Source organism: Vibrio sp. 2CM40D (assembly GCF_023161825.1).
In the GTDB taxonomy this organism is placed as follows: Bacteria; Pseudomonadota; Gammaproteobacteria; order Enterobacterales; family Vibrionaceae; genus Vibrio; species Vibrio alginolyticus.
In genome coordinates this window covers 448,874-473,424 of the sequence record NZ_JALNTL010000001.1, presented here as the reverse complement: position 1 = coordinate 473,424, position 24,551 = coordinate 448,874, and the positions used below count along the sequence as shown (strand labels likewise).

At 44.7% G+C, this 24,551-nt stretch carries 26 protein-coding genes; 16 read left to right on the top strand and 10 right to left on the bottom strand.

Annotation, left to right across the window (positions count from 1 at the left end; translation table 11 throughout):
• Window positions 1–2: 2 nt before the first annotated feature.
• Window positions 3–191 carry a hypothetical protein gene (locus tag MTF70_RS02260; protein ID WP_005380230.1) on the bottom strand — a complete coding sequence of 63 codons (189 nt, stop codon included), beginning with the start codon at window positions 189–191 and terminating at the stop codon, window positions 3–5.
• A gap of 416 nt (window positions 192–607) precedes the next feature.
• Complete coding sequence (gene argA / locus MTF70_RS02255) at window positions 608–1,945, bottom strand: amino-acid N-acetyltransferase (RefSeq protein ID WP_012841478.1); 1,338 nt, start codon at window positions 1,943–1,945, stop codon at window positions 608–610.
• 162 nt (window positions 1,946–2,107) lie between these two features.
• Here argA and MTF70_RS02250 point away from each other — a divergent pair, with 162 nt between their 5' ends.
• The 5 genes from MTF70_RS02250 to MTF70_RS02230 all read left to right on the top strand — a co-directional run bounded on the left by MTF70_RS02250 (window position 2,108) and on the right by MTF70_RS02230 (window position 6,527).
• On the top strand, window positions 2,108–2,563 hold the full coding sequence (locus MTF70_RS02250) for a DUF2850 domain-containing protein (RefSeq protein ID WP_005380234.1): 456 nt from the start codon (window positions 2,108–2,110) through the stop codon (window positions 2,561–2,563).
• A 273-nt stretch (window positions 2,564–2,836) separates the two neighbouring features.
• Window positions 2,837–3,940, top strand: coding sequence for a murein transglycosylase A (mltA, locus tag MTF70_RS02245; protein WP_005391723.1), 1,104 nt, complete (start codon window positions 2,837–2,839; stop codon window positions 3,938–3,940).
• A 99-nt stretch (window positions 3,941–4,039) separates the two neighbouring features.
• Window positions 4,040–4,849 (top strand): tRNA cyclic N6-threonylcarbamoyladenosine(37) synthase TcdA, encoded by an 810-nt coding sequence (tcdA, locus tag MTF70_RS02240; RefSeq protein ID WP_005380241.1) that lies wholly within the window; start codon window positions 4,040–4,042, stop codon window positions 4,847–4,849.
• A 19-nt stretch (window positions 4,850–4,868) separates the two neighbouring features.
• Entirely contained in the window at window positions 4,869–5,297 is a 429-nt protein-coding gene (gene csdE / locus MTF70_RS02235; RefSeq protein WP_064368728.1) for a cysteine desulfurase sulfur acceptor subunit CsdE, read from the top strand.
• A gap of 309 nt (window positions 5,298–5,606) precedes the next feature.
• Complete coding sequence (locus tag MTF70_RS02230) at window positions 5,607–6,527, top strand: GGDEF domain-containing protein (protein WP_017636017.1); 921 nt, start codon at window positions 5,607–5,609, stop codon at window positions 6,525–6,527.
• Window positions 6,528–6,560: 33 nt separating this feature from the next.
• Here the strand turns inward: MTF70_RS02230 and csdA are convergent, their stop codons facing one another.
• The 4 genes from csdA to MTF70_RS02210 all read right to left on the bottom strand — a co-directional run bounded on the left by csdA (window position 6,561) and on the right by MTF70_RS02210 (window position 10,212).
• Window positions 6,561–7,772: a cysteine desulfurase CsdA gene (gene csdA, locus MTF70_RS02225; RefSeq protein ID WP_205461144.1), complete on the bottom strand. Its 1,212-nt coding sequence runs from the start codon at window positions 7,770–7,772 to the stop codon at window positions 6,561–6,563.
• Window positions 7,772–8,371: a DJ-1 family glyoxalase III gene (locus MTF70_RS02220; protein WP_170890494.1), complete on the bottom strand. Its 600-nt coding sequence runs from the start codon at window positions 8,369–8,371 to the stop codon at window positions 7,772–7,774. The genes csdA and MTF70_RS02220 overlap by 1 nt, the downstream gene beginning before the upstream one ends.
• Window positions 8,368–9,258 (bottom strand): 2-dehydropantoate 2-reductase, encoded by an 891-nt coding sequence (gene panE, locus MTF70_RS02215; protein WP_054865702.1) that lies wholly within the window; start codon window positions 9,256–9,258, stop codon window positions 8,368–8,370. The genes MTF70_RS02220 and panE overlap by 4 nt, the downstream gene beginning before the upstream one ends.
• Window positions 9,259–9,366: 108 nt before the next feature.
• A complete protein-coding gene (locus MTF70_RS02210; RefSeq protein ID WP_005391741.1) occupies window positions 9,367–10,212 on the bottom strand; it encodes an outer membrane protein OmpK in 846 nt (281 codons plus the stop codon).
• A 323-nt stretch (window positions 10,213–10,535) separates the two neighbouring features.
• Here MTF70_RS02210 and MTF70_RS02205 point away from each other — a divergent pair, with 323 nt between their 5' ends.
• From MTF70_RS02205 to MTF70_RS02190, 4 genes are read left to right on the top strand one after another with little or no spacing between them, the layout of a single operon-like run.
• A complete protein-coding gene (locus tag MTF70_RS02205; RefSeq protein WP_017636020.1) occupies window positions 10,536–11,132 on the top strand; it encodes an LON peptidase substrate-binding domain-containing protein in 597 nt (198 codons plus the stop codon).
• The gene (locus MTF70_RS02200) at window positions 11,129–12,487 is read left to right on the top strand and encodes a DUF4397 domain-containing protein (RefSeq protein WP_205461145.1); all 1,359 of its coding nucleotides are present in this window, start codon (window positions 11,129–11,131) and stop codon (window positions 12,485–12,487) included. The genes MTF70_RS02205 and MTF70_RS02200 overlap by 4 nt, the downstream gene beginning before the upstream one ends.
• A 44-nt stretch (window positions 12,488–12,531) precedes the next feature.
• Window positions 12,532–13,116, top strand: a complete 585-nt coding sequence (locus MTF70_RS02195) for an RNA polymerase sigma factor (protein ID WP_005380255.1) — start codon at window positions 12,532–12,534, stop codon at window positions 13,114–13,116.
• Complete coding sequence (locus MTF70_RS02190) at window positions 13,113–13,772, top strand: ChrR family anti-sigma-E factor (RefSeq protein WP_205461146.1); 660 nt, start codon at window positions 13,113–13,115, stop codon at window positions 13,770–13,772. The genes MTF70_RS02195 and MTF70_RS02190 overlap by 4 nt, the downstream gene beginning before the upstream one ends.
• A 63-nt stretch (window positions 13,773–13,835) precedes the next feature.
• Here MTF70_RS02190 and MTF70_RS02185 read toward each other — a convergent pair whose 3' ends face one another.
• The 4 genes from MTF70_RS02185 to MTF70_RS02170 form a co-directional block, all read right to left on the bottom strand.
• On the bottom strand, window positions 13,836–15,188 hold the full coding sequence (locus MTF70_RS02185) for an MFS transporter (RefSeq protein ID WP_005380257.1): 1,353 nt from the start codon (window positions 15,186–15,188) through the stop codon (window positions 13,836–13,838).
• 71 nt (window positions 15,189–15,259) lie between these two features.
• On the bottom strand, window positions 15,260–15,805 hold the full coding sequence (locus MTF70_RS02180; RefSeq protein ID WP_005380258.1) for a peptidylprolyl isomerase: 546 nt from the start codon (window positions 15,803–15,805) through the stop codon (window positions 15,260–15,262).
• The gene (locus MTF70_RS02175) at window positions 15,805–16,374 is read right to left on the bottom strand and encodes a YajG family lipoprotein (RefSeq protein WP_005380259.1); all 570 of its coding nucleotides are present in this window, start codon (window positions 16,372–16,374) and stop codon (window positions 15,805–15,807) included. The genes MTF70_RS02180 and MTF70_RS02175 overlap by 1 nt, the downstream gene beginning before the upstream one ends.
• 32 nt (window positions 16,375–16,406) lie before the next feature.
• The gene (locus MTF70_RS02170; RefSeq protein ID WP_005380260.1) at window positions 16,407–17,561 is read right to left on the bottom strand and encodes a methyltransferase; all 1,155 of its coding nucleotides are present in this window, start codon (window positions 17,559–17,561) and stop codon (window positions 16,407–16,409) included.
• Window positions 17,562–17,804: 243 nt separating this feature from the next.
• Here MTF70_RS02170 and bolA point away from each other — a divergent pair, with 243 nt between their 5' ends.
• From bolA to nqrF, 7 genes are all read left to right on the top strand, one after another.
• Entirely contained in the window at window positions 17,805–18,113 is a 309-nt protein-coding gene (bolA, locus tag MTF70_RS02165) for a transcriptional regulator BolA (RefSeq protein WP_005380262.1), read from the top strand.
• A gap of 473 nt (window positions 18,114–18,586) precedes the next feature.
• Window positions 18,587–19,927: a Na(+)-translocating NADH-quinone reductase subunit A gene (locus tag MTF70_RS02160; RefSeq protein WP_005380264.1), complete on the top strand. Its 1,341-nt coding sequence runs from the start codon at window positions 18,587–18,589 to the stop codon at window positions 19,925–19,927.
• Between the two features lie 5 nt (window positions 19,928–19,932).
• Window positions 19,933–21,177: an NADH:ubiquinone reductase (Na(+)-transporting) subunit B gene (locus tag MTF70_RS02155; RefSeq protein ID WP_005380265.1), complete on the top strand. Its 1,245-nt coding sequence runs from the start codon at window positions 19,933–19,935 to the stop codon at window positions 21,175–21,177.
• Window positions 21,167–21,937, top strand: coding sequence for a Na(+)-translocating NADH-quinone reductase subunit C (locus MTF70_RS02150; protein WP_005380267.1), 771 nt, complete (start codon window positions 21,167–21,169; stop codon window positions 21,935–21,937). Before MTF70_RS02155 ends, MTF70_RS02150 begins: the two co-directional genes overlap by 11 nt.
• A complete protein-coding gene (locus MTF70_RS02145) occupies window positions 21,937–22,569 on the top strand; it encodes an NADH:ubiquinone reductase (Na(+)-transporting) subunit D (protein WP_005380269.1) in 633 nt (210 codons plus the stop codon). The genes MTF70_RS02150 and MTF70_RS02145 overlap by 1 nt, the downstream gene beginning before the upstream one ends.
• Window positions 22,570–22,576: 7 nt before the next feature.
• Window positions 22,577–23,173 (top strand): NADH:ubiquinone reductase (Na(+)-transporting) subunit E, encoded by a 597-nt coding sequence (nqrE, locus tag MTF70_RS02140; RefSeq protein ID WP_005380270.1) that lies wholly within the window; start codon window positions 22,577–22,579, stop codon window positions 23,171–23,173.
• A 33-nt stretch (window positions 23,174–23,206) separates the two neighbouring features.
• Window positions 23,207–24,430, top strand: coding sequence for an NADH:ubiquinone reductase (Na(+)-transporting) subunit F (gene nqrF / locus MTF70_RS02135; RefSeq protein ID WP_005380271.1), 1,224 nt, complete (start codon window positions 23,207–23,209; stop codon window positions 24,428–24,430).
• Window positions 24,431–24,551: the final 121 nt, after the last annotated feature.

Genomic DNA, 24,551 nt, shown 5'->3' with positions numbered 1-24,551 from the left:
TTTTATGCATGTTTTGCAAACGCATTGGTAAAAGACACGCTGCGTATTTTGTATTGCTGTTGATAAGCAAGAATAAAATCTCGGATAGCGTCATTTACGGGGAAAACACAGTGGACGTCTAGGCCTTCTAAAAACTGATTGTCAGCCATATCCCAGAAGCTTTGAAGCGAATTACAAATGATTGTTCTCATAACAGTGCTCGTCTCGGCTTATTTAAAGTCAGATTAACAACTGTCCTTGGTGTGCAATACGGAGCTAACTAGTTTTTCAATTGCCCAGTATTTTAGGGTGAAGGCTAATTACATCACCTAGATCCATTCGTATTGGTTAAAAACCAATCACTAGCGAGCAGAGTATAGCCAACCAAATGTATATTTAAAAGATAAAATTGGAACAAAAATCAAGCAATGGTTTGCGCATTTCTAAGTTGGGTTTACATGATGACCCGCTAGTCCGGAGTAGGGTTTATGTGTGGCCTTACTCCTAAACAAACTCGTTCCTAAACAAGCTCGATGTGCAGGGTTGAGCGTGAATGAACTGAATCCTGCCCTTTGAGGTTAGTTGGTATAGTGGAACGTCAAGTTTCGCTCCCTGATTTAAGGTTAAGCTATAAATCTAACGCTAAGATTTTGGACTTACGCTGGAAGTTATATAACCCTTGTTTGGCTCCAGGCAAATAGTCGACACTGACTTCGTAAAAACCTTGCTCTCTGAACCAATGCAAACTGTGTGTCGTGAGGACAAAAATTTGATCAATGGTTTCGGATTTAGAACGATGTTTCATGTAGTTGAGCAGTAACAAACCTCGGTTGCCATCACGATAGTCAGGGTGAATCGCTACGCAAGCCATCTCAGCTTTACGCTCTTCTGGGTATGGATAAAGGGCAGCACAGCCAATAATCAAGCCGTCTTTTTCGATGATGGTAAATTTTCCAATCTCTTGCTCTAGCTGCTCTCGAGAGCGCCTAACCAGTACACCTTGTTCTTCTAACGGGCGAATGAGGTCTAAGATACCGCCAATATCGTCAATATTAGCTTGCCTCACTTGTTCAGCACTCGCCATAACAACTTGGGTTCCGATGCCGTCGAAAGAGAACAACTCCTGAATTAGGGCTCCATCCACTTTATAGCTGATCAAGTGGCTACGAGGCACTCCGGCACGACAAGCGGCAATAGATCCTTTAAGAAAGCGCAGTGTTCCAGTGTTGTAATCTAGGTCAGGAGACGTATTTTCAGAGAGCGTTTTGATGACATGCTCCGCCTCAATTGGTAGTAACTCGGCGACAGCATTGCCGTTGTCATCAATGACACCTTGTTCGGAGCAAAAACCAATCAGCTTATCCGCACCCAGCTTTATCGCTAGTTGGGTGGCGACTTCTTCCGATAATAAATTGAAGCACTCGCCAGTCACAGAGCTAGCAATGGGACCTAGCAGAACAATTGAACCTTGATCAAGAGTGCGGTTGATAGCATCGGTGTCAATGCGGCGAATGCGTCCACTATGGCAATAGTCCACACCATCATCAACGCCGAGTGGCTGAGCAATGATGTAGTTTCCGCTAACGACATTGAGCTGGGTGCCTGCCATCGGAGTGTTGTTGAGGCTCATTGATAGGCGCGCAGTAATCGCAAGTTGAAGTTGTCCGGCAGCTTGCATAACAACAGATAAAGCCGATTCATCCGTAATGCGGATATTTTTGTGGTAAGGCGTAGTGAGGTCTTGTTTTTCTAGCAGCTGATTAATTTGAGGACGTGCACCATACACCACCACGACTTTGATTCCGAGGCTGTGCATGAGTGCGATATCATTAATAATATTGCCAAAATTTTTGTGTGCGACGGCTTCTCCGCCCAGCATGATCACCATGGTTTTTCCGCGGTGAGCATTGACATAAGGTGTTGATTGACGGAATCCTTTTACGAGAGCAGTACTACGAATTTTCACTACAGCCATTCCTTTGTTTAATTATGTTAAAATAATGCCTTTTTATTCATTGAGTGGCAAGGCGAAATTTTGGAATAAAGCACAAACATATTGAGGTAGGTTCTTGGTCCCGTTAAGATGGAAGGTTACAATGGTGGCGTCTTTCCTCAATACGTGAACCTCATGTCTTCTGCTGTTAATAAGAATGCTGCGATCACTGCTTCAAATCTGTCAAAAACGTCATCTAAATCAATGCTTCGTAAGTGGCTAGAGCGTTCTCTCATGCTTATAGCGATAGTTGGAACCGTTGTCGTGTGCATGCTGTATAGTGATTTGATTACTCGAACCATTAATCCGCCCATTCCCAAATCGACAATTTATGGTCGCTGGGTTGAGCAAGATGTTGCGCCTTATGCTCGTGAAGAATTTGTGTTGAGTGAGCGCGGTGTTACCGTAAATGGTTCTACAGTGGCGACCAGTTTTGAATTCGATGGGGATTCGTTTTCGTATCGAGTGGGTTCAAATGAGCGGCACTTCAATTTTGTGGGTAAGCAGCATGCAGAAATGAAGCTGGATGCCAATGCTCATTATCTACCTGTATTCCGTTTAGAGGGACGTGCAAGGATAGCGGTAAGATAGTCGTTTTTATTATTGTCTTTTAAGCAGAGCTCTCTTGCGTCTGTGAGCCATATGGATGATCACAATTTCATCTCTCAATCAGTAAATTTTACTTCCAAACATAATCCGGACAATTCCGTAATTCTTCCGCTGTTATCATGTTGCATTAACTGAATGAATTCACAACGAGTAAACGGATTGGCTTAGCGTTGAAACATTTTGTCGTTGCTTTTCAATTGCACCGTATGCATTTGTTTGCCATCCTTTTGCTATTCTCTTTTACGGAAAAGACACGTGTTAAAAAAACTCCTTCCTATTATCTCTTTGAGCCTACTCTTTGGCTGTGCTCAACAAAATGATCGTGCTCAGCAATATCTTGATGGTGAGTTTCCTCAGATCCTCAATCAAGTGGATGTGGTTGAGTCTAACAAACCACGCGATTTTACTGAATTTAACAAGCAAGCTGAGCAAGTGGTGATAAAGTCACCATCCATGGCGAAGATATACCAACCGCTATATCAACGATTAAGTGAGTGGGCGCAACAGAGCGGAGATACCAGTGCGTTGAGTGCGTTTGGCATTCAAGCCGCGCAATTGGGTGGTGGTGATAAAAAAGGTAATGTGCTGTTTACCGGATACTTTTCTCCCGTGATGGAACTGCGTCATACACCAAACGACATTTTTAAGTACCCAGTTTATGGCAAGCCAAACTGCTCATCAGATTGTCCGACTCGCGCGGAGATCTACAACGGGGCATTAGATGGCCAAGGTTTAGTGCTAGGTTATGCACCTAACCGTATTGACCCGTTTATGATGGAAGTGCAGGGCAGTGGCTATGTGCATTTTGAAGATGATGATACGTTGGAGTACTTCGCGTACGCAGGGAAAAATAATAAAGCTTACGTTAGTATTGGCCGCATTTTGATTGAACGTGGTGAAGTGCCGCGTGAAAAAATGTCTCTCAAAGCGATTAAAGAATGGGTAATGGACAACGACGACGCAACAGTACGCGAGTTGTTGGAGCAAAACCCTTCTTACGTCTTCTTTGCGCCAAAAGCGGAAGCGCCAGTAACGGGATCGGCTGGTATTCCTTTGTTGCCAATGGCCGCGGTCGCGGGTGACCGTTCTATCTTACCAATGGGGACTCCAATCTTGGCGGAAGTGCCACTGCTGAATGCCGATGGTACGTGGAGTGGTGCGCATCAACTGCGAATGCTGATCGTTTTAGACACTGGTGGTGCTGTAAAACAGAACCATTTGGATCTGTATCATGGCATTGGTGCGAGAGCAGGAACGGAAGCAGGGCACTACAAGCATTTTGGTCGAGTTTGGAAACTTGGGCTGGAAAACTCACCAACTCAAGCGCCTTGGGCTTTGCCGCCAGAAAAGCTACAATAGCCATCCAAGAAAGAGGAACCGCCTCTTATCTAGACATTTCATCAAAGAGTGCGTATAAATCGCACTCTTTGTTTTTCTATCGATCATCTGGACTTCAATATGCGTGAACTCGATACCCCAGCATCTGACAGCTACAATCAACGCTTTGGCGGCACTCGTCGTCTTTATGGCAACAGTGAAGTGGACATTCTTCGCGCTGCACACGTTTGTGTTATTGGTATTGGTGGCGTGGGTTCATGGGCGGTCGAAGCGCTGGCCCGTACTGGGATCGGTGAGTTGACTCTGATTGATATGGATGATGTTTGTGTCACGAATATTAACCGCCAAATTCATGCGATGACGGGCACCGTTGGCCAAAGCAAAATTGAAGTGATGGCCGAGCGTGTCAAATTGATCAACCCAGAGTGTAAAGTCAATCTGATTGATGATTTCATCACGCCAGACAATCAACATGAGTACTTAAGCAAAGAGTTTGATTACGTGCTAGATGCGATTGACAGCGTAAAAGCGAAGGCGTCTTTGTTGGCGTATTGCCGCAGCAACAAGATCAAAGTGATCACCACGGGGGGCGCTGGTGGTCAGGTTGACCCAACGCAGATCATGGTCGCTGACTTAACGAAAACGATCCAAGATCCTCTAGCGAAGAAAATCAAAGACACCTTGCGTCGTCATCATAACTTCCCTAAGAATCCGGCTCGTAAGTTTGGTATTGATTGCGTGTTTTCAACCGAGCAGCTGAAGTACCCTCAAGCAGACGGTTCAGTGTGTGGTGTGAAGTCGACAGCGGAAGGCCCAAAACGTATGGATTGTGCTAGCGGTTTTGGTGCGGCGACTGTGGTAACTGCAACGTTTGGCTTTGTCGCGGTATCGCGAATCGTTGAGAAGTTGATTTCAAAATATAAGAAGTAAACTAGAAGAAGAGCGCATCATGACAGATTTTCCCGTTTCTCCATTTGGTACAGATATCACCAGCGAAGACATTGTAGCGACTATGCAGCAATTTCAAGGCTGGGAAGATCGCTACCGTCAGGTTATTCAGTGGGGTAAAAAGCTGCCACAAATGCCAGAAGAGCTGAAATCAGAACAAGTTACCGTTTCGGGTTGTGAAAGCTTGGTGTGGTTAGTGAGCCAAGAGCAAGATGGCGTTTGGCATTTTTGTGCGGACTCCGATGCGCGTATCGTCCGTGGATTGATTGCCTTGGTGATGGCGGCTTATGACGGAAAAACGGCCGATCAAATTCAAGCATTTGATATTGATGCTTATTTTGGTCAACTGGGGCTTGTCTCCCATTTAAGCCCGTCACGTGGTAATGGCTTGAAAGCTATTGTAGAGCAGATTAAGCAAACCGCCGTGTAACGAGTCATTTTCCCAATTCTTAAAAACGCCGAATAACCTAGCTGTTTGGCGCTTTTTTGTATCTGAGTTGAGACATTTTTTGCATATGGATAAAAAGTATGCAAATAGTCGACTATTTTAGTGTTAATTAACCTTTCTATTGATCCTGGTTCATTATATTGCCCACTTGGTTTTTATAAACTCAATTGTATTTAAAATTTGTCTATATTAGATAGTAGACATATGCCTCATTCGCTCCTGTTCCCCAATGCTGACACGCATTTGGAGGCGATTGGGATATTTAGGTACAAACGCTAGGAACCTCCCTATATGCAATTCACCTTGGAACATGCGCAAGACGTATTATCCGGAATGCCAGACCCCACTTTTATTCTGAGTGAAGATGGTATCTATATTGATGTTTTTGGAGGAACAGATAAAAAAGCCTATCACGATGGAAGTAATTTGATAGGTGAGACGCTGCACAGCGTACTCGAGAAAGATAAAGCTGACTGGTTTATCGAGCAGATCAGTCGATCACTGAAACAAGACAGTATTGTGACGATCGAGTACAAGATGTGCGCCGACAGCATTCAGGGAATAGATGCTAACAGTGGGCCAAGAGGCGACCTATACTACGAAGGCAAGATCTGCCCACTCGCTATAAAATACCGAGGTCGTCGCGTTGTCCTTATTCTTACACGCAACATCTCCAATCGCCACCGAGTTGAAACCCTTCTTCGCCATCAAAGCCAAATTGATGCTCTTACCAACATCTACAATCGACGTGTTTTTTTCGAAAAGCTCACAGAAGAAGTTATTAAATCCCAAGCTCCAGATTATCACTCCGCGTTGTTATTGTTTGATTTGGACTTTTTTAAAGTCATCAATGATAAACGTGGTCATGATGCGGGGGATTATGTCTTAGAGACCTTAGCTGATTTGGTTTCTCACTTACTCGTCAAAGACGAAATTTTTGCAAGAGTCGGAGGGGAGGAGTTTGCGATTATTTTGCCAGAAACTTCTCTGTCGGCGGCGAAAGAGGTAGGAGAGGAAGTACGTTCCCACATTCAAAATTGTCAGTTCGAATTTGAAAAGATTGAAATTCCGGTCACGGTGAGTGTAGGCGTGGTGGAAATAGGCAGAAATGAAACCACCAAACGTTTGTATGCGCATGCAGATAAAGCGCTTTATGCTGCGAAAAGAAATGGCAGAAATTGCGTGGCGACTCTGGATAGGCAGATGGAGTAACCTTGTTGGTTACTCCAAATCAAACCGTTGGCGTTATAGCATGTCGACGGCTTTTTCTACGGCGGCGATGAGTCTATCCACATCTTCAGCCGTGTTATAAATACCAAAAGAAACGCGTACCGTGCCTTTAACGTTTAGCGCATCCATCAATGGGTGAGCGCAGTGGTGTCCTGCTCGTACCGCAATGCCTTGTTGATCGAGCAGCGTCGCAATATCTTGGTGATGAACGCCGTCCATGACGAAGGTCAGTACAGAGGCATTCGGTTGATAGCCTAGAATATGGATGTCATCCAAAGCGCTTAGTGCTTGGTAGGCCTTATCCTGAAGCACATGGAAATGAGCCTCTACTTCGTGATGGTCAAAACCTTGGTACCACTCAATGGCTTTCGCTAGAGCAATCGCGCCCGCAACGTTTGGTGTGCCCGCTTCAAATTTACCAGGAAGTGCAGAAAACGTCGTTTTCTCGAAAGAAACGCGTTCAACCATTTTGCCGCCGCCGTGCCATGGTGGCATGGCTTCCAAAAGTTCAAGCTTGCCGTATAAAACCCCAATGCCTGCTGGTGCATAAAGTTTGTGACCTGAGAAAACGTAGAAATCGATATCTGATGCCGATAAATCAAGTTGCTCATGTATGATGCCTTGCGCGCCATCAACTACAACAACCGCGCCAACGTTGTGCGCCAGTTCAGTGATTTTTTCGATAGGTTGGCGTGTGCCTGTTACGTTGGTTATTTGTGCGCAAGTAACAATTTTACAGCGGTCAGACAGAAGCGCCTCAAATGCACTGATGTCGAACTGACAATCTGATGTCATCGGAACTTTAATGACTTTAGCACCCGTTTGTTCTGCCACGATTTGCCAGGGCACGATGTTGGCGTGGTGCTCCATCTCGCTAATCAAGATCTCATCACCTGGTTGTAACGTGCTACGGGCGTAGGTTTGAGCAATTAAGTTCAGTGCTTCGGTTGCGCCCCGTGTCCAAATGATCTCTTTAGAGCTGTTTGCACCAATAAAGCTTGCCACTCGTTCTCGTGCCGCTTCAAATTGGCTGGTGGCATTAGCCGTTAAACTGTGGCTGCCACGGTGAACATTGGCATTTTGCGCACTGTAGTAATGACTGATGACATCAATCACACATTGCGGTTTTTGCGTTGTCGCTGCGCTATCTAGATAAACTAAGGGCGTATCGTTGACGGATTGATTTAGAGCGGGAAATTGCTCACGTACAGCATTTACGTCAAACATTATTCTTCACCAAGCTTGTGGTAGTGCAGAGTAGGCAGAGGGATCATTGGTTCAGCAACTGACCATGCGTGTTTTTTACCTGAGAGTTGAATGATTACTTCCATCGCGAACTCTAAAGCTGTACCCGGACCTTGACTAGTGATCAGGTTGTGGTTGATATCAAAGGTCACGCGTTTGCTGCGCCACTTCTCTTCCGGGATATGTGACTGAAAGCTCGGGTGACAGGTCATCAGTGATTGTGGGAAAAGATCATGGTGTTGCAATACCAACGCTGGTGCTGCGCAGATAGCAGCGACCAATTTTCCCTCGTAGATGTGCTGCTTAAGGATTTCTATCATCACCGTGCTATCACGAAAAATTTCTGCACCACCAACACCACCAGAAAGCGCTATGGCGTCAAACTCATTATCAGCGATATCGACCAGTTTACAATCGGCTGTTAGTGTGACTCCGCGAGAAGCTTTCATCGTCAATGAGCCATCAAAAGCAGCACTCGCTACCGTAACGTCATAACCCGCGCGAACCATCATGTCGATAACGGTGACGGCTTCCATTTCTTCGGTGCCCGGAGCGATTGGCACTAAGATTTTCTTACTCATTGTTCTGTCCAGCTTTGTTCTATTTGTTTGATGCGTTGGTAAAGTTTTAAATTCTCAGGCGTATTGATGCGATGTTTCTCGGCAGCCTTTAACAAGTATCCGGTTATAAAATCAATTTCCGTTCGACGCTGATGGAATACGTCTTGTCTCATTGAAGAATAGTTCTCAGCTGTGGCGTTCACCACTTGCAGTACCGTATCGAAAAGAGAGCGAAACTCGATAGCAATACCTTCTTTACTCATTACTTCAACCAGTTCTTGAGTGATGCTTTCGAGTTGTATCTTAAACTCGGGCTTCGCAAGTTCACCATTCTTACACTGCTGAATCGCAGTCAGTGGGTTAATCGCGCAGTTAATTGCTAACTTAGTCCATAACGCAGATTGGATGTGTGGATTCCAAATGGCCTCTGGAAGAGCATGATGCATAACATCTTGCAGAAAAGCGCACTGCATTCCTTTGTCATTATAACCACCCACTTGCGTTGTTCCGTGACCGGTATGCAGTACGTGTTGGTTATCTGGTTTGTATGCGCCGTGCGTCGTTGTGGCGAGCACGATAGGATTGTTTGGCAGAGCCTTCTCCACGCCAGAGGCGGTACCCATACCATTGTGCATCAGCATGATAATCGTGTCTGCGTTGGTATGAGGCAGTAAAGGCTGAATGGCGTCTTCCATTTGCCAAGCTTTTACCGTGATCAAAATTAGATCTGCTTTATTTACGGAGGAAATATCTTGATTACTGAATACGATTGCGGGTGTGTCATCCAACTGAAGTGATTGTTGTCTCTCTGAACTTCTTCCCCACAATGAAACATTGTGCCCGGCAAGCTTAAATTTTGTTGCCCAGAGTGAGCCCACCGCACCTGGACCGAGGATAAGGATATTCACCAAACGCTCTCATTAAAAAGGTTTGCTGCAAGGATAATGAGGGAAAAAAGGAAAGCAAATAAAAATGGCGCCGAAAGGCGCCATTTTTGAGCAAACTTAGTGGTTCAATTAGAACTTGTAAGTTACAGCTAGGTAGTGGCTTACACCAGTCGATTCTAGCTCAACACCTGGAGCAACTTGTAGACCGTCTTTTACGCCATATACTTCTTTGTATGCTTTCAGGCCGTAACCAACCGCGAAGCGATCTGAGTGCCAGTAAATGCCGTTGAACATTGCACCACCGTTTGACGCGGTAGTACCAAATTTGTTACCAGCATCATCATCCATACCGAATTGGTAATCAATGTAACCTTGGTAAGAAATGAATGAACCATTGTCGAAGAAGTAGAATGGTTTGAACCAGTTAGTCGAGATTTGGAAACCGTTCCAACCTTTGTTGTTGCCATCGTAAGTGCTGTACAGGTTTAGGCCGATTTTACCTAACCAAGGAACCATTACATCAGAACCTAAACCGATTTTCTGGTTGTTTACACCACCGTTGTTACCGCCCCATTCCATTAGAGATGCAATGTATAGCTCTTGAACTGGACCGAAAGATAGGTCTTTACCAGTTACGGCATCTAGAGACATACGTGGTGCAAATTTCATGAACATCTTGTCAGGAGCGCCGTTCTCAATTGACTTATCTTGGTTATCTTTAGTCGCTAGGTTAAATACGTCTACGTAACCGTATAGGTCGAAAATACCAGAGCGACCGCCAAATTCCATTTCTAGGTAATCGTGAGCGTTGTCGTCAGCGCCTTTAACTCGTGGCATTTCATCAATTGAGTACATGTAGTTGAACTGCATCCACTTGTAATCGTTTTTGTGGATATCGCCGTCAGAGTAATCTGCCGCCATAACTGGAGCTGAAGTAGCCGCTAGAAGGCTAAGAGCTAAAAGTGATTTACGCATAAGGGGACTCTCTATGTTTGTAATGATTCAGAACACGCAATCTATGCTGCGCTTTCCAATTGGCGGGAATAATAGCGATAAAAATCCCAAATGAAAGTGATAAAGGGTGCAAAACTGAACGTTTTTGGTGAGTTGTGTCACGAAATTATCTTTATTTACGGAACTTTTTGTTTGTTGCATTTGATTGCAATAAATGTGTGATTTGGATCGTTTGCGTAAGCGATTTTATGACTTTTTAAGCCAGTCGATTAACCAACATAAATCGTTAGTGATCGGAGTGATAAGGGATTCGTATGTATCCGTGAATCAAAGAGGACGTTTGAATGAAAGAAGTCATGTTATTCCCACTCACTTCAGTTGTACTCCCTGAGGGTAAAATGAATCTGCGCATTTTTGAGCCACGATATAAGCGAATGGTAAAGGAATGCAGCCTACAAAATGTGGGCTTTGGAGTTTGCCTGGTAGGAAGTGAAGGTGACCCTAAAGACGTGGGTAACGTTTCATCTATCGGAACTTTGGTCAGGATCGTTGATTTTGAAACACTCAGTGATGGCCTTCTTGGTATTACAGTTGCTGGTGAGCAACGCTTTGTTGTCAAACGCGTCCGTGCAGATGCGGATGGCTTACGTCATGCAGAGGTTGAATGGTTAGACAATTGGCAACATCTAGACAACTCACCAGATTTCTTCTTTTTAAGCCAGCAGTTATCCCATGTTTATGAAGAGTTTCCTCAACTTGGAAGCCTCTACCAGCATCGTTTTTACGATGACTCTGCTTGGGTTACTCAGCGTTGGCTTGAGTTACTACCCCTAGACTGCAATCTGTTCGAACAGCTAGTCGGCGCAGAGGACTGTATTCCTGCGTTGCAATTTCTGACAGAAGCCATAGAAGCCCCGACTAACAAAGAGGCAAGGATATGAAAGGATTTAATAAAGCTGCGCTAACTATTGTTGCGACATTAGGACTGGCGGCGTGTGGCTCCGACAGTGACACTATCGAGTATTCCAATTTACAAGCAGTGCACGCTTCTTCTGATGCGCCGCTTGCAAATGTGTGGATCAACGATAAACCATCTTTAACGAATGTTGATTATGGTGTGGGATCTGGCTACGTTAAATTGCGAGAGGGGATGAATTCGATTCAGGTCGATGTACAGCTCCCAGGTAATGAAACCGCGACCGTAGTACCTAAAACAGAACTAGATCTTGATTCCGACCTCAATTATAACGTGTTCGTTGTTGGCGATGCCGATGGTTCGCCAAACCCAGTTGAGCCTTTAGTTGTGACTCGCAGCGCCGATTCAATGGCTGATGCCAATAGTCTAGATGTTCAAGTTGTTCATGCAGCTTCAGGCGTTCCTGCTGTTGATCTTTATGTCACTGAGCCAGGTGTTGCTCTTGCTAGCGCGACTCCAATAACTAACCTTGCTTACAAAGCTTCTACCGACGTATTGAACATCCCAGCTGGTGAGTATCAAGTTCGACTTGCCGTAGGAGACAGCGTTGCTTTTGACTCCGGCACAGTACCTCTTGCGGCTAACTCCAACTTGACGATTGCCGCTATCGGCACAGGAGATTCGAATAGCACGTCACCTGTCAAACTCTTGGTGTTGGACGGTTCGGGCTCTTCTATAATTGAAGATATGGGCAGCCAAGCTGAAGTAAGAGTCGGACACCTTGTCGATGGAGCGCCAGTCGTCGATGTTAACGTTAACGGGGCGGCCTTCGCTCCTCTTGCCGACTTAGCGTTCAAAGAGATTCGTGGTTATTTGGATCTTGCTGCTGGGGCTTACGATATTGATGTTTACGTGGATGGCACAACAACCAATCCGATGATAGATGTTGACGGGTTAATGGTTGCAGGTGGAATGGATTACAGTGTTTATGCAGTCGGTGTTGTTAGCCCAGCGATTGATATCGAAGCTCTGGTTGTTGAAGATATGAGACGCGCTGTGGCGACTAGCGCGACATTGAATGTGACACACGCGGCGGCTAATCCTATAGCGGAAATGGTGGATATTTACCTCACTACGAGTGCAGGAATAGATGGAAGTGATCCAACTATTGCTAATTTTGCGTATAAAAATAGTGTACAAGGATTATATGTCGCTGAAGGTACATATTATGTAACGGTAACAGTGGCTGGTAACCCAAGTATTGTTGCGGTTGACTCAGCACCAGTCAATGTAATGAACGGTGTTGTGTACCAAGTCGTTGCCATTGATGATGGGAACAACGGTGGTTTCAACTTGTTGGTCGATGACGTGACCGATTAGGAAGAATGGGAGGAGGAAACTCCTCCCACAAATTAAGGCCGATTATGATGAGTGATAGCCCGAAAAAACTGGGGCGCAGTGATTGGAACGATTACATGGATAAAGTGAAGGCTCGAGACAAAGACGCGTTCGCTTTTGTATTCCGTTTTTACGCACCCAAGCTGAAGCAATTCGCTTACAAACATGTTGGTAATGAGCAAGTTGCTATGGAGATGGTGCAAGAGACCATGGCGACAGTTTGGCAGAAAGCGCACCTCTATGATGGTGAAAAGAGCGCGTTATCGACTTGGATATATACCATAATCCGAAACCTTTGTTTTGATTTGCTGAGAAAACAGAAAGGTAAGGAATTACACATTCATTCTGATGACATTTGGCCGTCAGAGTATTATCCACCTGATCTTGTTGATCACTATTCACCAGAGCAAGATATGTTGAAAGAACAGGTGGTGAAGTTTTTAGATATATTACCGAAAAACCAGAGAGATGTTTTACAAGCGGTATATCTTGAAGAGCTACCTCATCAACAGGTCGCGGAATTATTTGATATACCCCTCGGTACTGTAAAATCCAGGCTGAGGCTTGCAGTAGAAAAGCTAAGGCATTCAATGCATACGGAGCAACTATGAACAAACACCCAGATAACAGCTTGTTAGAAGCATACGCTTCGGGAAGCATTGATGCAGTTTCTGGTCTTGTGGTCGCAACCCATTTAGAAACATGCACCAAGTGCCGAGCTTATGTGAACCAAGTCGAAGCAAGTCAAGCGAACATCGTAAGTGACATACCTTCTGAGTATGTTTCTGGATTTGACGACATGTTTAATGACATCATCAATGCGGAGCCAGCGACTGATAATATCGTGATCCGCGACCCTGCTGCTGTTAATGTGGCAGGAAAAAGTTTCGCTCTTCCTAAAACTCTAGCGCGTTTCTCTGACCTCGTAGGGTCATGGAGAAGTTACGGAGGCAAGGTTTTCAGTGCTCAGATTGACCTAGGGGAAGACGCTCGTGTCAGCTTAATGTACATCGGGGAAGATGTGCAAATTCCTCAACATACGCACAAAGGCCTGGAGTCTACATTGATCCTACATGGCGGATTTAGTGACGAGGATGGCCAATATGAAGAAGGCGATTTGATGATTAGAGACGCATCAGTGAAGCATAGCCCTTACACTAAGGCCGGAGAAGACTGCTTGTGTTTAACCGTATTGACTGAGCCGATGATCTTTACTCAAGGCGTGGCACGTATATTTAATATGTTTGGTAAAGGGTTATACCCATAGACCTCTTATCTTATATATCGCAAAACAAAAACCACCGAATTCGGTGGTTTTTTATATGCTTCGTTAATGCTTGTGACGTGCTTTTTCCAATAGAGCATCAAAGTAATGTCGTAGCGAGTACAACATAATCAAGCTTGGCACGACCATGACAGCGGTAAGCACGAAGAATGTGCTCCAATCATTAAGATAATCCACTAGCTCGCCACTGAAAGAAGCAAGAGTCGTCCGTCCGAAGTTTCCTAGAGAGGCAAGCAACGCATACTGAGTTGCCGAAAATGCTTGCCCGGTTAGAATCGTCAAAAATGAAACAAAAGCGACGGTTGAGAAAGCAGTCGTAAAGTTATCGACAATAATCGTGGCTAAGTACAAGTGCTCGTTTGGGCCTACCGAAGCAATCCATGCAAACATCAAGTTACTGGCAGACATAGCAATACCGCCGATCATTAATCCACGTACAATACCAAACCTAACGTTGAACATGCTTCCGACAAAAGTAAAGAAGATGGTGGCTCCCCAACCAATCAGTTTGGAGTAATAGCCAATTTGTTCATTGCTAAAACCAATATCTTTATAGAACGCGATCGACATCCTGCCCAAAAACGCTTCGCCAATTTTAAATAGGAAAACGAACAGCAACAGAGTAATCGCGACACGGACGCCATTGCGATTAAAGAAATCAAGGAAAGGTTCTACAACAGTCACGGTAAACCAAGCTACGACTTTTGAACCAACCACTTCTTTGTGTCGTTGTTCAGCGGCAGACTGAAGTTGTTCGCGTTGAGTCTTCGGTTCACCGACTAAAATCGTAAAGACCATTAGAATGCCGACTATCACCGCCATCCCGTAATACACACCATTCCAACCGACGCTATCAGCATTAACAAACGCTAAATAACCCGGTAGTGAATAACCTGTCCACCAGCCAATGACCGCCATTGCAGAAGCTTGAGGCAGTTTAGACTCTTCTGACTTTGGGAAAGTATCAATACGAAAAGCATCAATTGCGATGTCTTGTGTCGCTGAAGCCGTTGCAATACACAAGGCGAGTAGTGACGCAAACACCAAGTTTTCCGCTGGATTTACGCCGGCAATAAATAGGGTAGCGACGAGTACGATACTTTGACAAAAGAAAATCCAGCTACGTCTTTGCCCCAGCAGTCTAAAGAGGACTGGCAGCTTCACGCGGTCAACCAGAGGTGCCCACAGAAAGTTGATCGCATAGACCGCAAAAACGCTACCAAAATAGCCAATTGCGGAGAGGGTCAAGCCGGCATCTTTTAGCCAACCTGACATGTTTGAGCCGATAAGAACCCACGGAAAGCCGCTAGAGCAGCCCAGCATGAAAACCCACATGAGTCGTTTATCGAGGTAACTTTTTACCGTTTCCAACCAAGTGATGGAAGGTAATGAAGACATAAATCAATCCAATAAAATGAAGCCGTTGAAAGAGAAAGCCCTTCGATTATTCAAAGGGCTTATCGTTTTGGCTATTTAAGTAGTGTAGCTTTGGTGATGACGATTTGCGTCTCTGGTACATCACGCATTCGGCCTACCGTCGTGGTCGGCTGCTGAGCCATTTTCTGGATAACGTCGAACCCCTCAGTAACCTCACCAAATACAGCATAACCTGGTGGTCGAGCGCCATAGTTGAGAAAGTCATTGTCGACTAAGTTGACGAAAAACTGACGAGTTGCAGAGTTTGGTGCATTAGTTCGTGCCATGGCGATGGTAGCACGGTCATTGTTTAGACCATTATTTCCTTCGTTTTTGATTGGCGCGTATGTTTTCACCATCTGCATATCTTGGTTAAAGCCGCCACCTTGTGCCATGAAGCCTGGGATAATACGATGAAAAATAGTACCTTCGTAGCTCCCATCTTCTACATATTTCAGAAAATTAGCGACAGTGATAGGTGCTTTCTCTTCGTTTAACTCAACCGTAAATGAACCAAGTGTCGTTTCAAACGCTACTTTTGGTCCAGCCCAAACGCTGCAGCTGAGTAATGCTAAAGACAGAATCGCTTTGCGTAACATTAGAAACGCTCCTGCATGTATTGACGAAGCTCAGGGTCATTGGCAATCTCTTTAAGCGTCAATGTCACCACATCATTCAATGTCTCTTCAATATCGGCATCAGAGGCACTCAATGTGCCAGAGCGCTTTGCTGTACCTGTATAAGTTTTGACTAGCTTGCCCTCAGGTGTCTCTGCTGTGATTTCCAGCACAACTTTAGCGTCCATCTCATTTTCCATCACCGAATGCTTCACGTTGACCAACGCTTCTTGAACGCTCAATTCAATCGCGTTGTTGCTGTTTAGATCCGCATGGAAACCTTGAGATGAGAATTGCTTCTCTAATGCTTCTTCTAACGCAATACGTAAATTCTGTTTAGCATGAAGAGGAAGAATGTTCGAACGGCCGTTATCCACCAACGCCACGTACTGCGCTGCACGTACATCTTTGCTGGTCAAACTGTAAGTCTTGCCTTGAACAATTGGATTGGTGCTCAATGTGCTTTCTGGCATCAGGTTCAGCTGAGGTTGTTGAGGGGCTGAACACGCAGCAAGCAACGCAACCGAAGCCGCAAGTACCAATTTTCTCATTTTATTATTCCTTTTAACTATTTTGCTAAAGCTTATTTTGCGCTTAATTTAGCAGGATTTTTTGTAGCCTGTAAAATCACAAACTTATTGTTGGAAGCGATAAGTTTCACATTTTTATCGCCAAACAGACGTTTGAGTTTTGCGTCGTACCCGAGGTGACGATTTCCGATAACCAGTAAACGGCCATTTTCACTTAATACTTGTTTAGCATCGCAGAACATTTGCCAAGCAATATGATCGGTGATTGCCTGTTGTTGATGAAACGGTGGATTACACATAACCATAGAGCTGCTGCTGTGTTTAAAACCGTCCAAGCAATTGTTCGCTATACACTGTATGTCTCTATTTTCACCAAGGTTGTCGCGTAGGTTCTGTTTTGCTGATTCAAGCGCCATAAAACTTTCATCAACACATGTTAGCCGAGCATTTGGATTCAACTGACCAAATTTAACAGACAGAACACCATTGCCGCAGCCGAGGTCGATGACATTGTCTATTGAAGGGTCTTGAGGCAGGTGCTGCAGCATAAAGCGTGCACCTAAATCTAAACTTTCTCCTGAATAGACATTTGGCATGTTCTTGAGTTCGATATCTTCGCCATCAACGCGCCAAGTCGTGAAAGGCATTACTTCAATCGTAGGCTCAACTGTTGCTTGAGAAAACACCAATCTGTGCTTTTTCCAGGCCAAAGATGTTTTTGTTTCGCCTAAGTATTTTTCAAACAGTTTTAGCGTCGAAGTATGAATGTCTTTCGCTTTATTGACTGCAATGACGGGGCAGGAAGCCGGTAGCGCCTTTCTTAATTGGCTTAGTATCCACACTAGATGGCGGTTACTTTTGGGCAGTTGCAGCAAGACGAGATCAATATTGGCAGGAACGAGGTCCATCGTGGTGGCAAACGCTACTTTATTGCACTGGTTTTGCTCTAGATTTTGCTGTGCACCTTTATGTGAGATGAATGAATCACTCATTAGCGTTACATGGTGCTTTTCCGAAAACCAGCAGGAGAGGGCACCAAAGCTGTCATTAATCACGAGGATGTTTTGATTGTCTGGCAAAGCAAGCTCTTCAACATGATTAATAAGATACTCATCACCGGCATCCCACGCTTGTAGCGTTTCGTTACTACGTTTTGGGAAACGATGAAGTGTTAAGCTTCGCTCGTGAAGGTTCAGTTCGGTTTTCATAGCTAAATGTAAGTTGATTTAGAAATTAAGTGTTATTGTCGCAAATGATGACGTGTCGAGATACAAAAAGCTGTCAAATTTTACGAGTTCAGTGATGGCTGCTCTTTAGACATGTTCGTGGAGTCAAGCGCCTTGAGACAATATGTCTACAAAGTGCGTCAATAATGAGAGTGACGTTTGAGTGATGCATGTCTGCTTTACTTAGGTATATACTTATGGAATTCGCATCAATGAGGAACGAATATGATCCAAGAAATCATAGAGAAGAAACTACACAGTGAGCTGCAACCCAGCTATCTCAAAGTCATTAATGAGAGCTACATGCATAATGTGCCACCAGGCTCAGAGAGTCATTTCAAAGTGATTGTTGTGAGTGATTCGTTCGCGGGACAGCGTTTGATTGGGCGCCATCGTCAAGTTCATCAAATTTTGGCAGATGAACTGGACAACCACATTCATGCATTAGCTATTCATACATATACTGATGAAGAGTGGAAGCGTGAACAAGATGGCGCCCCTGATAGCCCGATGTGTATGGGTGGTGGTCACTAAAAACGCAAGATATAAAGGTGCAGAGAAAGGTGGCTTAAGGCCATCTTTTTTCGTTTTACATTCTTTAGGGACATTAACGTGGCACAAATTCTGGTTAAAAAATGTGTTAACAGTGTTTCAACAAATGAATGGAAATTGCAGAATATTTCAGGCGATGAATATCACTTTTCCATAAGATATGTATGGAATATGGCATTTGTGCGATGGGTCAAAGTTATGACTATTCTTTGACCTTTTAGACGTGATTCTACCGAAATAACCCCTCTATTCTAATGATTGATCATGGCATCAAGTTCCTAAAAAATGCTAGACTACGGCACCTGATAAATCTCGCGTATTCCTTGTGACGAGATTTTTAATAGGATGTTGCGATTTTGATGTTTAAAACAACATCAAAACCGGACACTGATGTCGTGTCTAAAAGTTACGCAATCAAAAGAATCTTTTTCCCGATAAAAGTAGTGCAAGTGCGTATGATTACAATAAAGAAGGGCTTGGATCTTCCTATCGCAGGAACTCCATCCCAGGTGATTAATGATGGTAAGACCATCAAAAAAGTCGCCTTGCTTGGCGAAGAGTACGTTGGCATGCGACCTACCATGCATGTCCGCGTTGGTGATGAAGTGAAAAAAGCGCAAGTTCTTTTTGAAGATAAAAAGAACCCAGGCGTGAAATTTACTGCACCAGCAGCCGGTAAAGTGATCGAAGTTAACCGTGGCGCTAAACGTGTCCTTCAATCTGTAGTGATTGAAGTGGCAGGTGAAGAGCAGGTGACATTTGATAAGTTCGAAGCCGCTCAACTTTCAGGTCTAGATCGTGAAGTGATCAAGACTCAGTTGGTTGACTCTGGCTTATGGACCGCTTTACGTACTCGTCCGTTTAGCAAGGTTCCTGCAATCGAGTCTTCTACTAAGGCTATTTTCGTAACTGCAATGGATACTAATCCACTAGCAGCTAAGCCTGAGTTGATCATTAATGAGCAACAAGAAGCATTCATTGCTGGTCTAGACATTCTTTCAGCCCTGACAGAAGGCAAGGTTTACGTATGTAAATCTGGCACTAGCTTGCCACGCTCTTCACAGTCTAACGTAGAAGAACACGTCTTCGATGGCCCTCACCCAGCAGGTCTTGCTGGCACCCACATGCATTTCCTATACCCAGTAAATGCAGAGAATGTGGCATGGAGCATCAACTACCAAGACGTTATCGCGTTCGGTAAGCTGTTCCTAACTGGCGAGCTATGCACAGATCGTGTTGTGTCTCTAGCTGGCCCAGTTGTGAATAACCCTCGTCTAGTTCGTACCGTAATGGGTGCAAGCTTAGATGACCTAACAGATAACGAGCTGATGCCTGGCGAAGTTCGTGTGATCTCTGGTTCAGTACTAACAGGTACACATGCAACTGGTCCACACGCATACCTTGGCCGTTACCATCAACAGGTTTCTGTATTACGTGAAGGCCGTGAAAAAGAACTATTTGGCTGGGCAATGCCTGGTAAGAATAAGTTCTCGGTAACTCGCTCTTTCCTTGGTCACGTATTCAAAGGTCAGTTGTTCAATATGACAACGACGACCAATGGTAGTGATCGTTCAATGGTTCCAATTGGCAACTACGAACGCGTAATGCCTTTAGATATGGAGCCTACTTTGCTGCTTCGTGATCTATGTGCCGGCGACACAGACAGTGCTCAAGCACTGGGTGCGCTTGAACTGGATGAAGAAGATCTAGCATTGTGTACCTTTGTATGTCCAGGTAAGTACGAGTACGGTACGTTACTTCGTGAATGCCTAGATACTATCGAGAAGGAAGGGTAATTTTCATGGCTCTTAAAAAGTTTCTTGAAGACATCGAGCATCATTTTGAGCCTGGTGGCAAACACGAAAAATGGTTTGCCCTGTACGAAGCTGTAGCAACAGTTTTTTACACGCCAGGTATCGTAACAAATAAAAGCTCGCACGTTCGTGATAGCGTTGACCTAAAACGTATCATGATCATGGTTTGGTTTGCGGTGTTCCCAGCAATGTTCTGGGGTATGTACAACGCAGGTGGCCAAGCTATTGCAGCACTTAACCACATGTACGCTGGTGACCAACTAGCGACAGTTATCGCAGGTAACTGGCACTACTGGCTAACAGAAATGCTTGGCGGCACTATCGGTGCGGAAGCGGGTGTTGGCAGTAAGATGCTACTAGGTGCGACTTACTTCCTGCCAATCTACGCAACAGTATTTATTGTTGGTGGTTTCTGGGAAGTGTTGTTCTGTATGGTGCGTAAGCACGAAGTTAACGAAGGTTTCTTTGTAACTTCTATCTTATTCGCACTTATCGTTCCACCAACGCTACCTCTATGGCAAGCGGCGCTAGGTATCACATTTGGTGTTGTTGTAGCAAAAGAGATCTTCGGTGGTACAGGTCGTAACTTCCTTAACCCTGCACTTGCAGGTCGTGCATTTCTATTCTTCGCTTACCCAGCGCAAATTTCGGGTGACGTAGTATGGACTGCAGCTGACGGCTTCTCTGGTGCTACTGCTCTTAGCCAATGGGCTCAAGGTGGTAACGGTGCTCTAGTTAACACAGTAACTGGCGCTCCTATCACTTGGATGGACGCGTTCATCGGTAACATCCCTGGCTCTATTGGTGAAGTATCGACTCTAGCTCTAATGATCGGTGCAGCGATGATCGTTTACATGCGAATAGCTTCATGGCGCATCATTGCGGGTGTAATGATCGGTATGATCGCAGTATCGACTCTGTTTAACGTGATCGGTTCTGACACTAATCCAATGTTTAATATGCCATGGCATTGGCACCTAGTTCTAGGTGGTTTTGCATTCGGTATGTTCTTCATGGCAACGGACCCAGTATCAGCGTCATTTACTAGCAAAGGTAAATGGTGGTACGGCATCCTAATTGGTGCAATGTGTGTGATGATCCGTGTAGTTAACCCAGCGTATCCAGAAGGTATGATGCTGGCGATTCTATTCGCGAACCTATTCGCACCTCTGTTCGACCATGTAGTGATTGAGAAGAACATCAAGCGGAGACTAGCACGCTATGGCAAGTAATAACGACAGCATTAAAAAGACGCTGGGTGTTGTTATCGGGTTGAGCCTTGTTTGTTCAATCATCGTATCAACAGCAGCAGTAGGTCTGCGTGATAAGCAAAAAGCTAACGCTGTCCTAGATAAGCAATCAAAGATCGTTGAAGTTGCAGGCATTGACGCAAACGGTAAGAAAGTACCAGAGCTATTTGCTGAGTACATCGAACCTCGTCTAGTAGACCTTGAAACAGGTAACTTTACTGAGGGTAATGCATCTACGTACGATCAACGTGAAGCATCAAAAGATGCAGAACGTTCAATCGCATTGACACCAGAAGAAGACGTAGCTGATATCCGTCGTCGCGCGAATACAGCAGTGGTGTACCTTGTAAAAGATCAAGATGAAGTCCAAAAAGTTATCCTGCCTATGCACGGTAAAGGACTATGGTCGATGATGTATGCCTTTGTAGCCGTTGAAACTGATGGTAACACTGTGTCTGCTATTACTTACTACGAGCAAGGTGAAACTCCTGGACTTGGTGGTGAAGTAGAGAACCCTTCATGGCGCGATCAATTCATTGGCAAGAAATTGTACAATGAAGATCACCAGCCAGCGATTAAGGTCGTGAAAGGCGGCGCACCGCAAGGTTCTGAGCACGGTGTTGATGGCCTATCAGGAGCGACGCTCACTAGTAATGGTGTTCAACACACATTTGACTTCTGGTTAGGTGATATGGGCTTTGGTCCTTTCCTAGCAAAAGTTCGTGACGGAGAACTTAACTAATGTCTAGTGCACAAAACGTTAAAAAGAGCATTCTAGCGCCAGTATTGGATAACAACCCAATCGCGCTACAAGTTCTTGGTGTATGTTCTGCTCTTGCAGTAACAACTAAACTAGAAACAGCTTTTGTAATGACACTAGCGGTAACATTTGTAACTGCGTTGTCTAACTTCTCTGTTTCATTGATCCGTAACCACATTCCTAACAGTGTGCGTATCATCGTTCAGATGGCAATCATCGCATCGTTAGTAATCGTGGTAGACCAAGTGCTAAAAGCTTACCTATACGATATCTCTAAACAGCTATCTGTATTCGTTGGTCTGATTATCACTAACTGTATCGTAATGGGTCGTGCTGAAGCATTCGCAATGAAGTCTGCGCCAGTACCATCTCTTATTGACGGTATTGGTAACGGTCTAGGTTACGGCTTCGTTCTTATCACTGTAGGTTTCTTCCGTGAGCTATTTGGCTCAGGCAAACTATTTGGTCTAGAAGTTCTACCTCTAGTGAGCAACGGTGGTTGGTACCAGCCTAACGGCCTAATGCTACTAGCACCATCAGCATTCTTCCTAATCGGCTTCCTTATCTGGGTAATCCGTATTCTGAAACCAGAACAAGTAGAAGCGAAGGAGTAAGGACGTCATGGAACATTACATTAGTCTGTTAGTTAAATCGATTTTCATCGAAAACATGGCTCTGTCTTTCTTCCTAGGTATGTGTACTTTCCTTGCCGTATCTAAGAAGGTTAAGACCTCTTTCGGCCTAGGTGTTGCAGTTGTGGTAGTTCTGACTATCGCTGTTCCTGTGAACAACCTGGTATACAACCTAGTTCTGAGAGAGAACGCGTTAGTTGAGGGCGTGGACCTTAGCTTCCTAAACTTCATCACCTTTATCGGTGTAATTGCAGCACTTGTACAGATTCTAGAGATGGTCCTAGACCGTTTCTTCCCACCTTTGTACAACGCGCTAGGCATCTTCCTACCGCTGATCACAGTAAACTGTGCAATCTTCGGTGGTGTATCTTTCATGGTACAACGTGACTACAACTTTGCTGAATCGATCGTTTACGGTTTCGGCTCTGGTGTGGGCTGGATGCTAGCAATCGTTGCTCTTGCAGGTATCCGTGAGAAGATGAAGTACTCTGACGTACCTCCAGGTCTACGTGGTCTTGGTATCACATTTATCACTGTAGGTCTTATGGCGTTAGGCTTTATGTCTTTCTCTGGTGTTCAACTGTAAGTCGGGTAAACCGCAACAATTAAGGAATAGTCAATGGACATTATTCTTGGTGTAGTGATGTTTACTCTGATCGTACTTGCACTAGTACTAGTGATTCTTTTCGCTAAGTCTAAGCTTGTACCAACAGGTGACATTACAATTTCTGTGAACGATGACCCTTCTCTGGCGATCGTTACACAACCAGGTGGTAAGCTACTGAGTGCTCTAGCAGGTGCTGGCGTATTCGTATCTTCTGCTTGTGGTGGCGGTGGCTCATGTGGTCAGTGTCGCGTAAAAGTTAAATCAGGTGGTGGCGACATCCTACCAACCGAGCTTGACCATATTACTAAAGGTGAAGCGCGTGAAGGTGAGCGTCTAGCGTGTCAGGTTGCAATGAAAACTGACATGGATATCGAGCTTCCTGAAGAAATCTTCGGCGTTAAGAAGTGGGAATGTACTGTTATCTCTAACGATAACAAAGCGACATTCATCAAAGAGCTTAAGCTACAAATTCCAGATGGCGAATCAGTACCTTTCCGTGCTGGTGGTTACATCCAGATTGAAGCTCCTGCTCACCACGTGAAATACGCAGACTACGATATTCCTGAGGAATACCGTGAAGACTGGGAGAAGTTCAACCTTTTCCGTTACGAGTCTAAAGTTAATGAAGAGACCATTCGTGCATACTCTATGGCTAACTACCCAGAAGAGCACGGTATCATCATGCTTAACGTTCGTATCGCAACTCCGCCGCCGAACAACCCAGACGTACCACCAGGCATCATGTCTTCGTACATCTGGTCTCTAAAAGAAGGCGACAAGTGTACTATTTCTGGTCCATTTGGTGAGTTCTTTGCGAAAGATACAGATGCAGAAATGGTATTCGTTGGTGGTGGTGCTGGTATGGCTCCAATGCGCTCACACATCTTCGACCAACTTAAGCGTCTGCACTCTAAGCGTAAGATGTCTTTCTGGTACGGCGCACGTTCTAAGCGTGAAATGTTCTACGTAGAAGACTTCGATATGCTACAAGCTGAGAATGACAACTTCGTATGGCACTGTGCACTGTCTGATCCACTTCCAGAAGATAACTGGGATGGTTACACTGGCTTTATTCACAACGTTCTTTACGAGAACTACCTACGTGATCACGAAGCGCCAGAAGACTGTGAATACTACATGTGTGGTCCACCTATGATGAACGCTGCTGTAATCGGCATGCTAAAAGATCTAGGTGTAGAGGATGAAAACATCCTACTAGATGACTTCGGTGGTTAATTCCTCCAAGTGATTGAATCTATGGCTAGCTCTCCAAGAGAGCTAGCCATTATTTTTTATAGACATAAAACTGATACTCAACAGTTGATATAGGTAATCGGATTGAAAGGATTGATCCTAT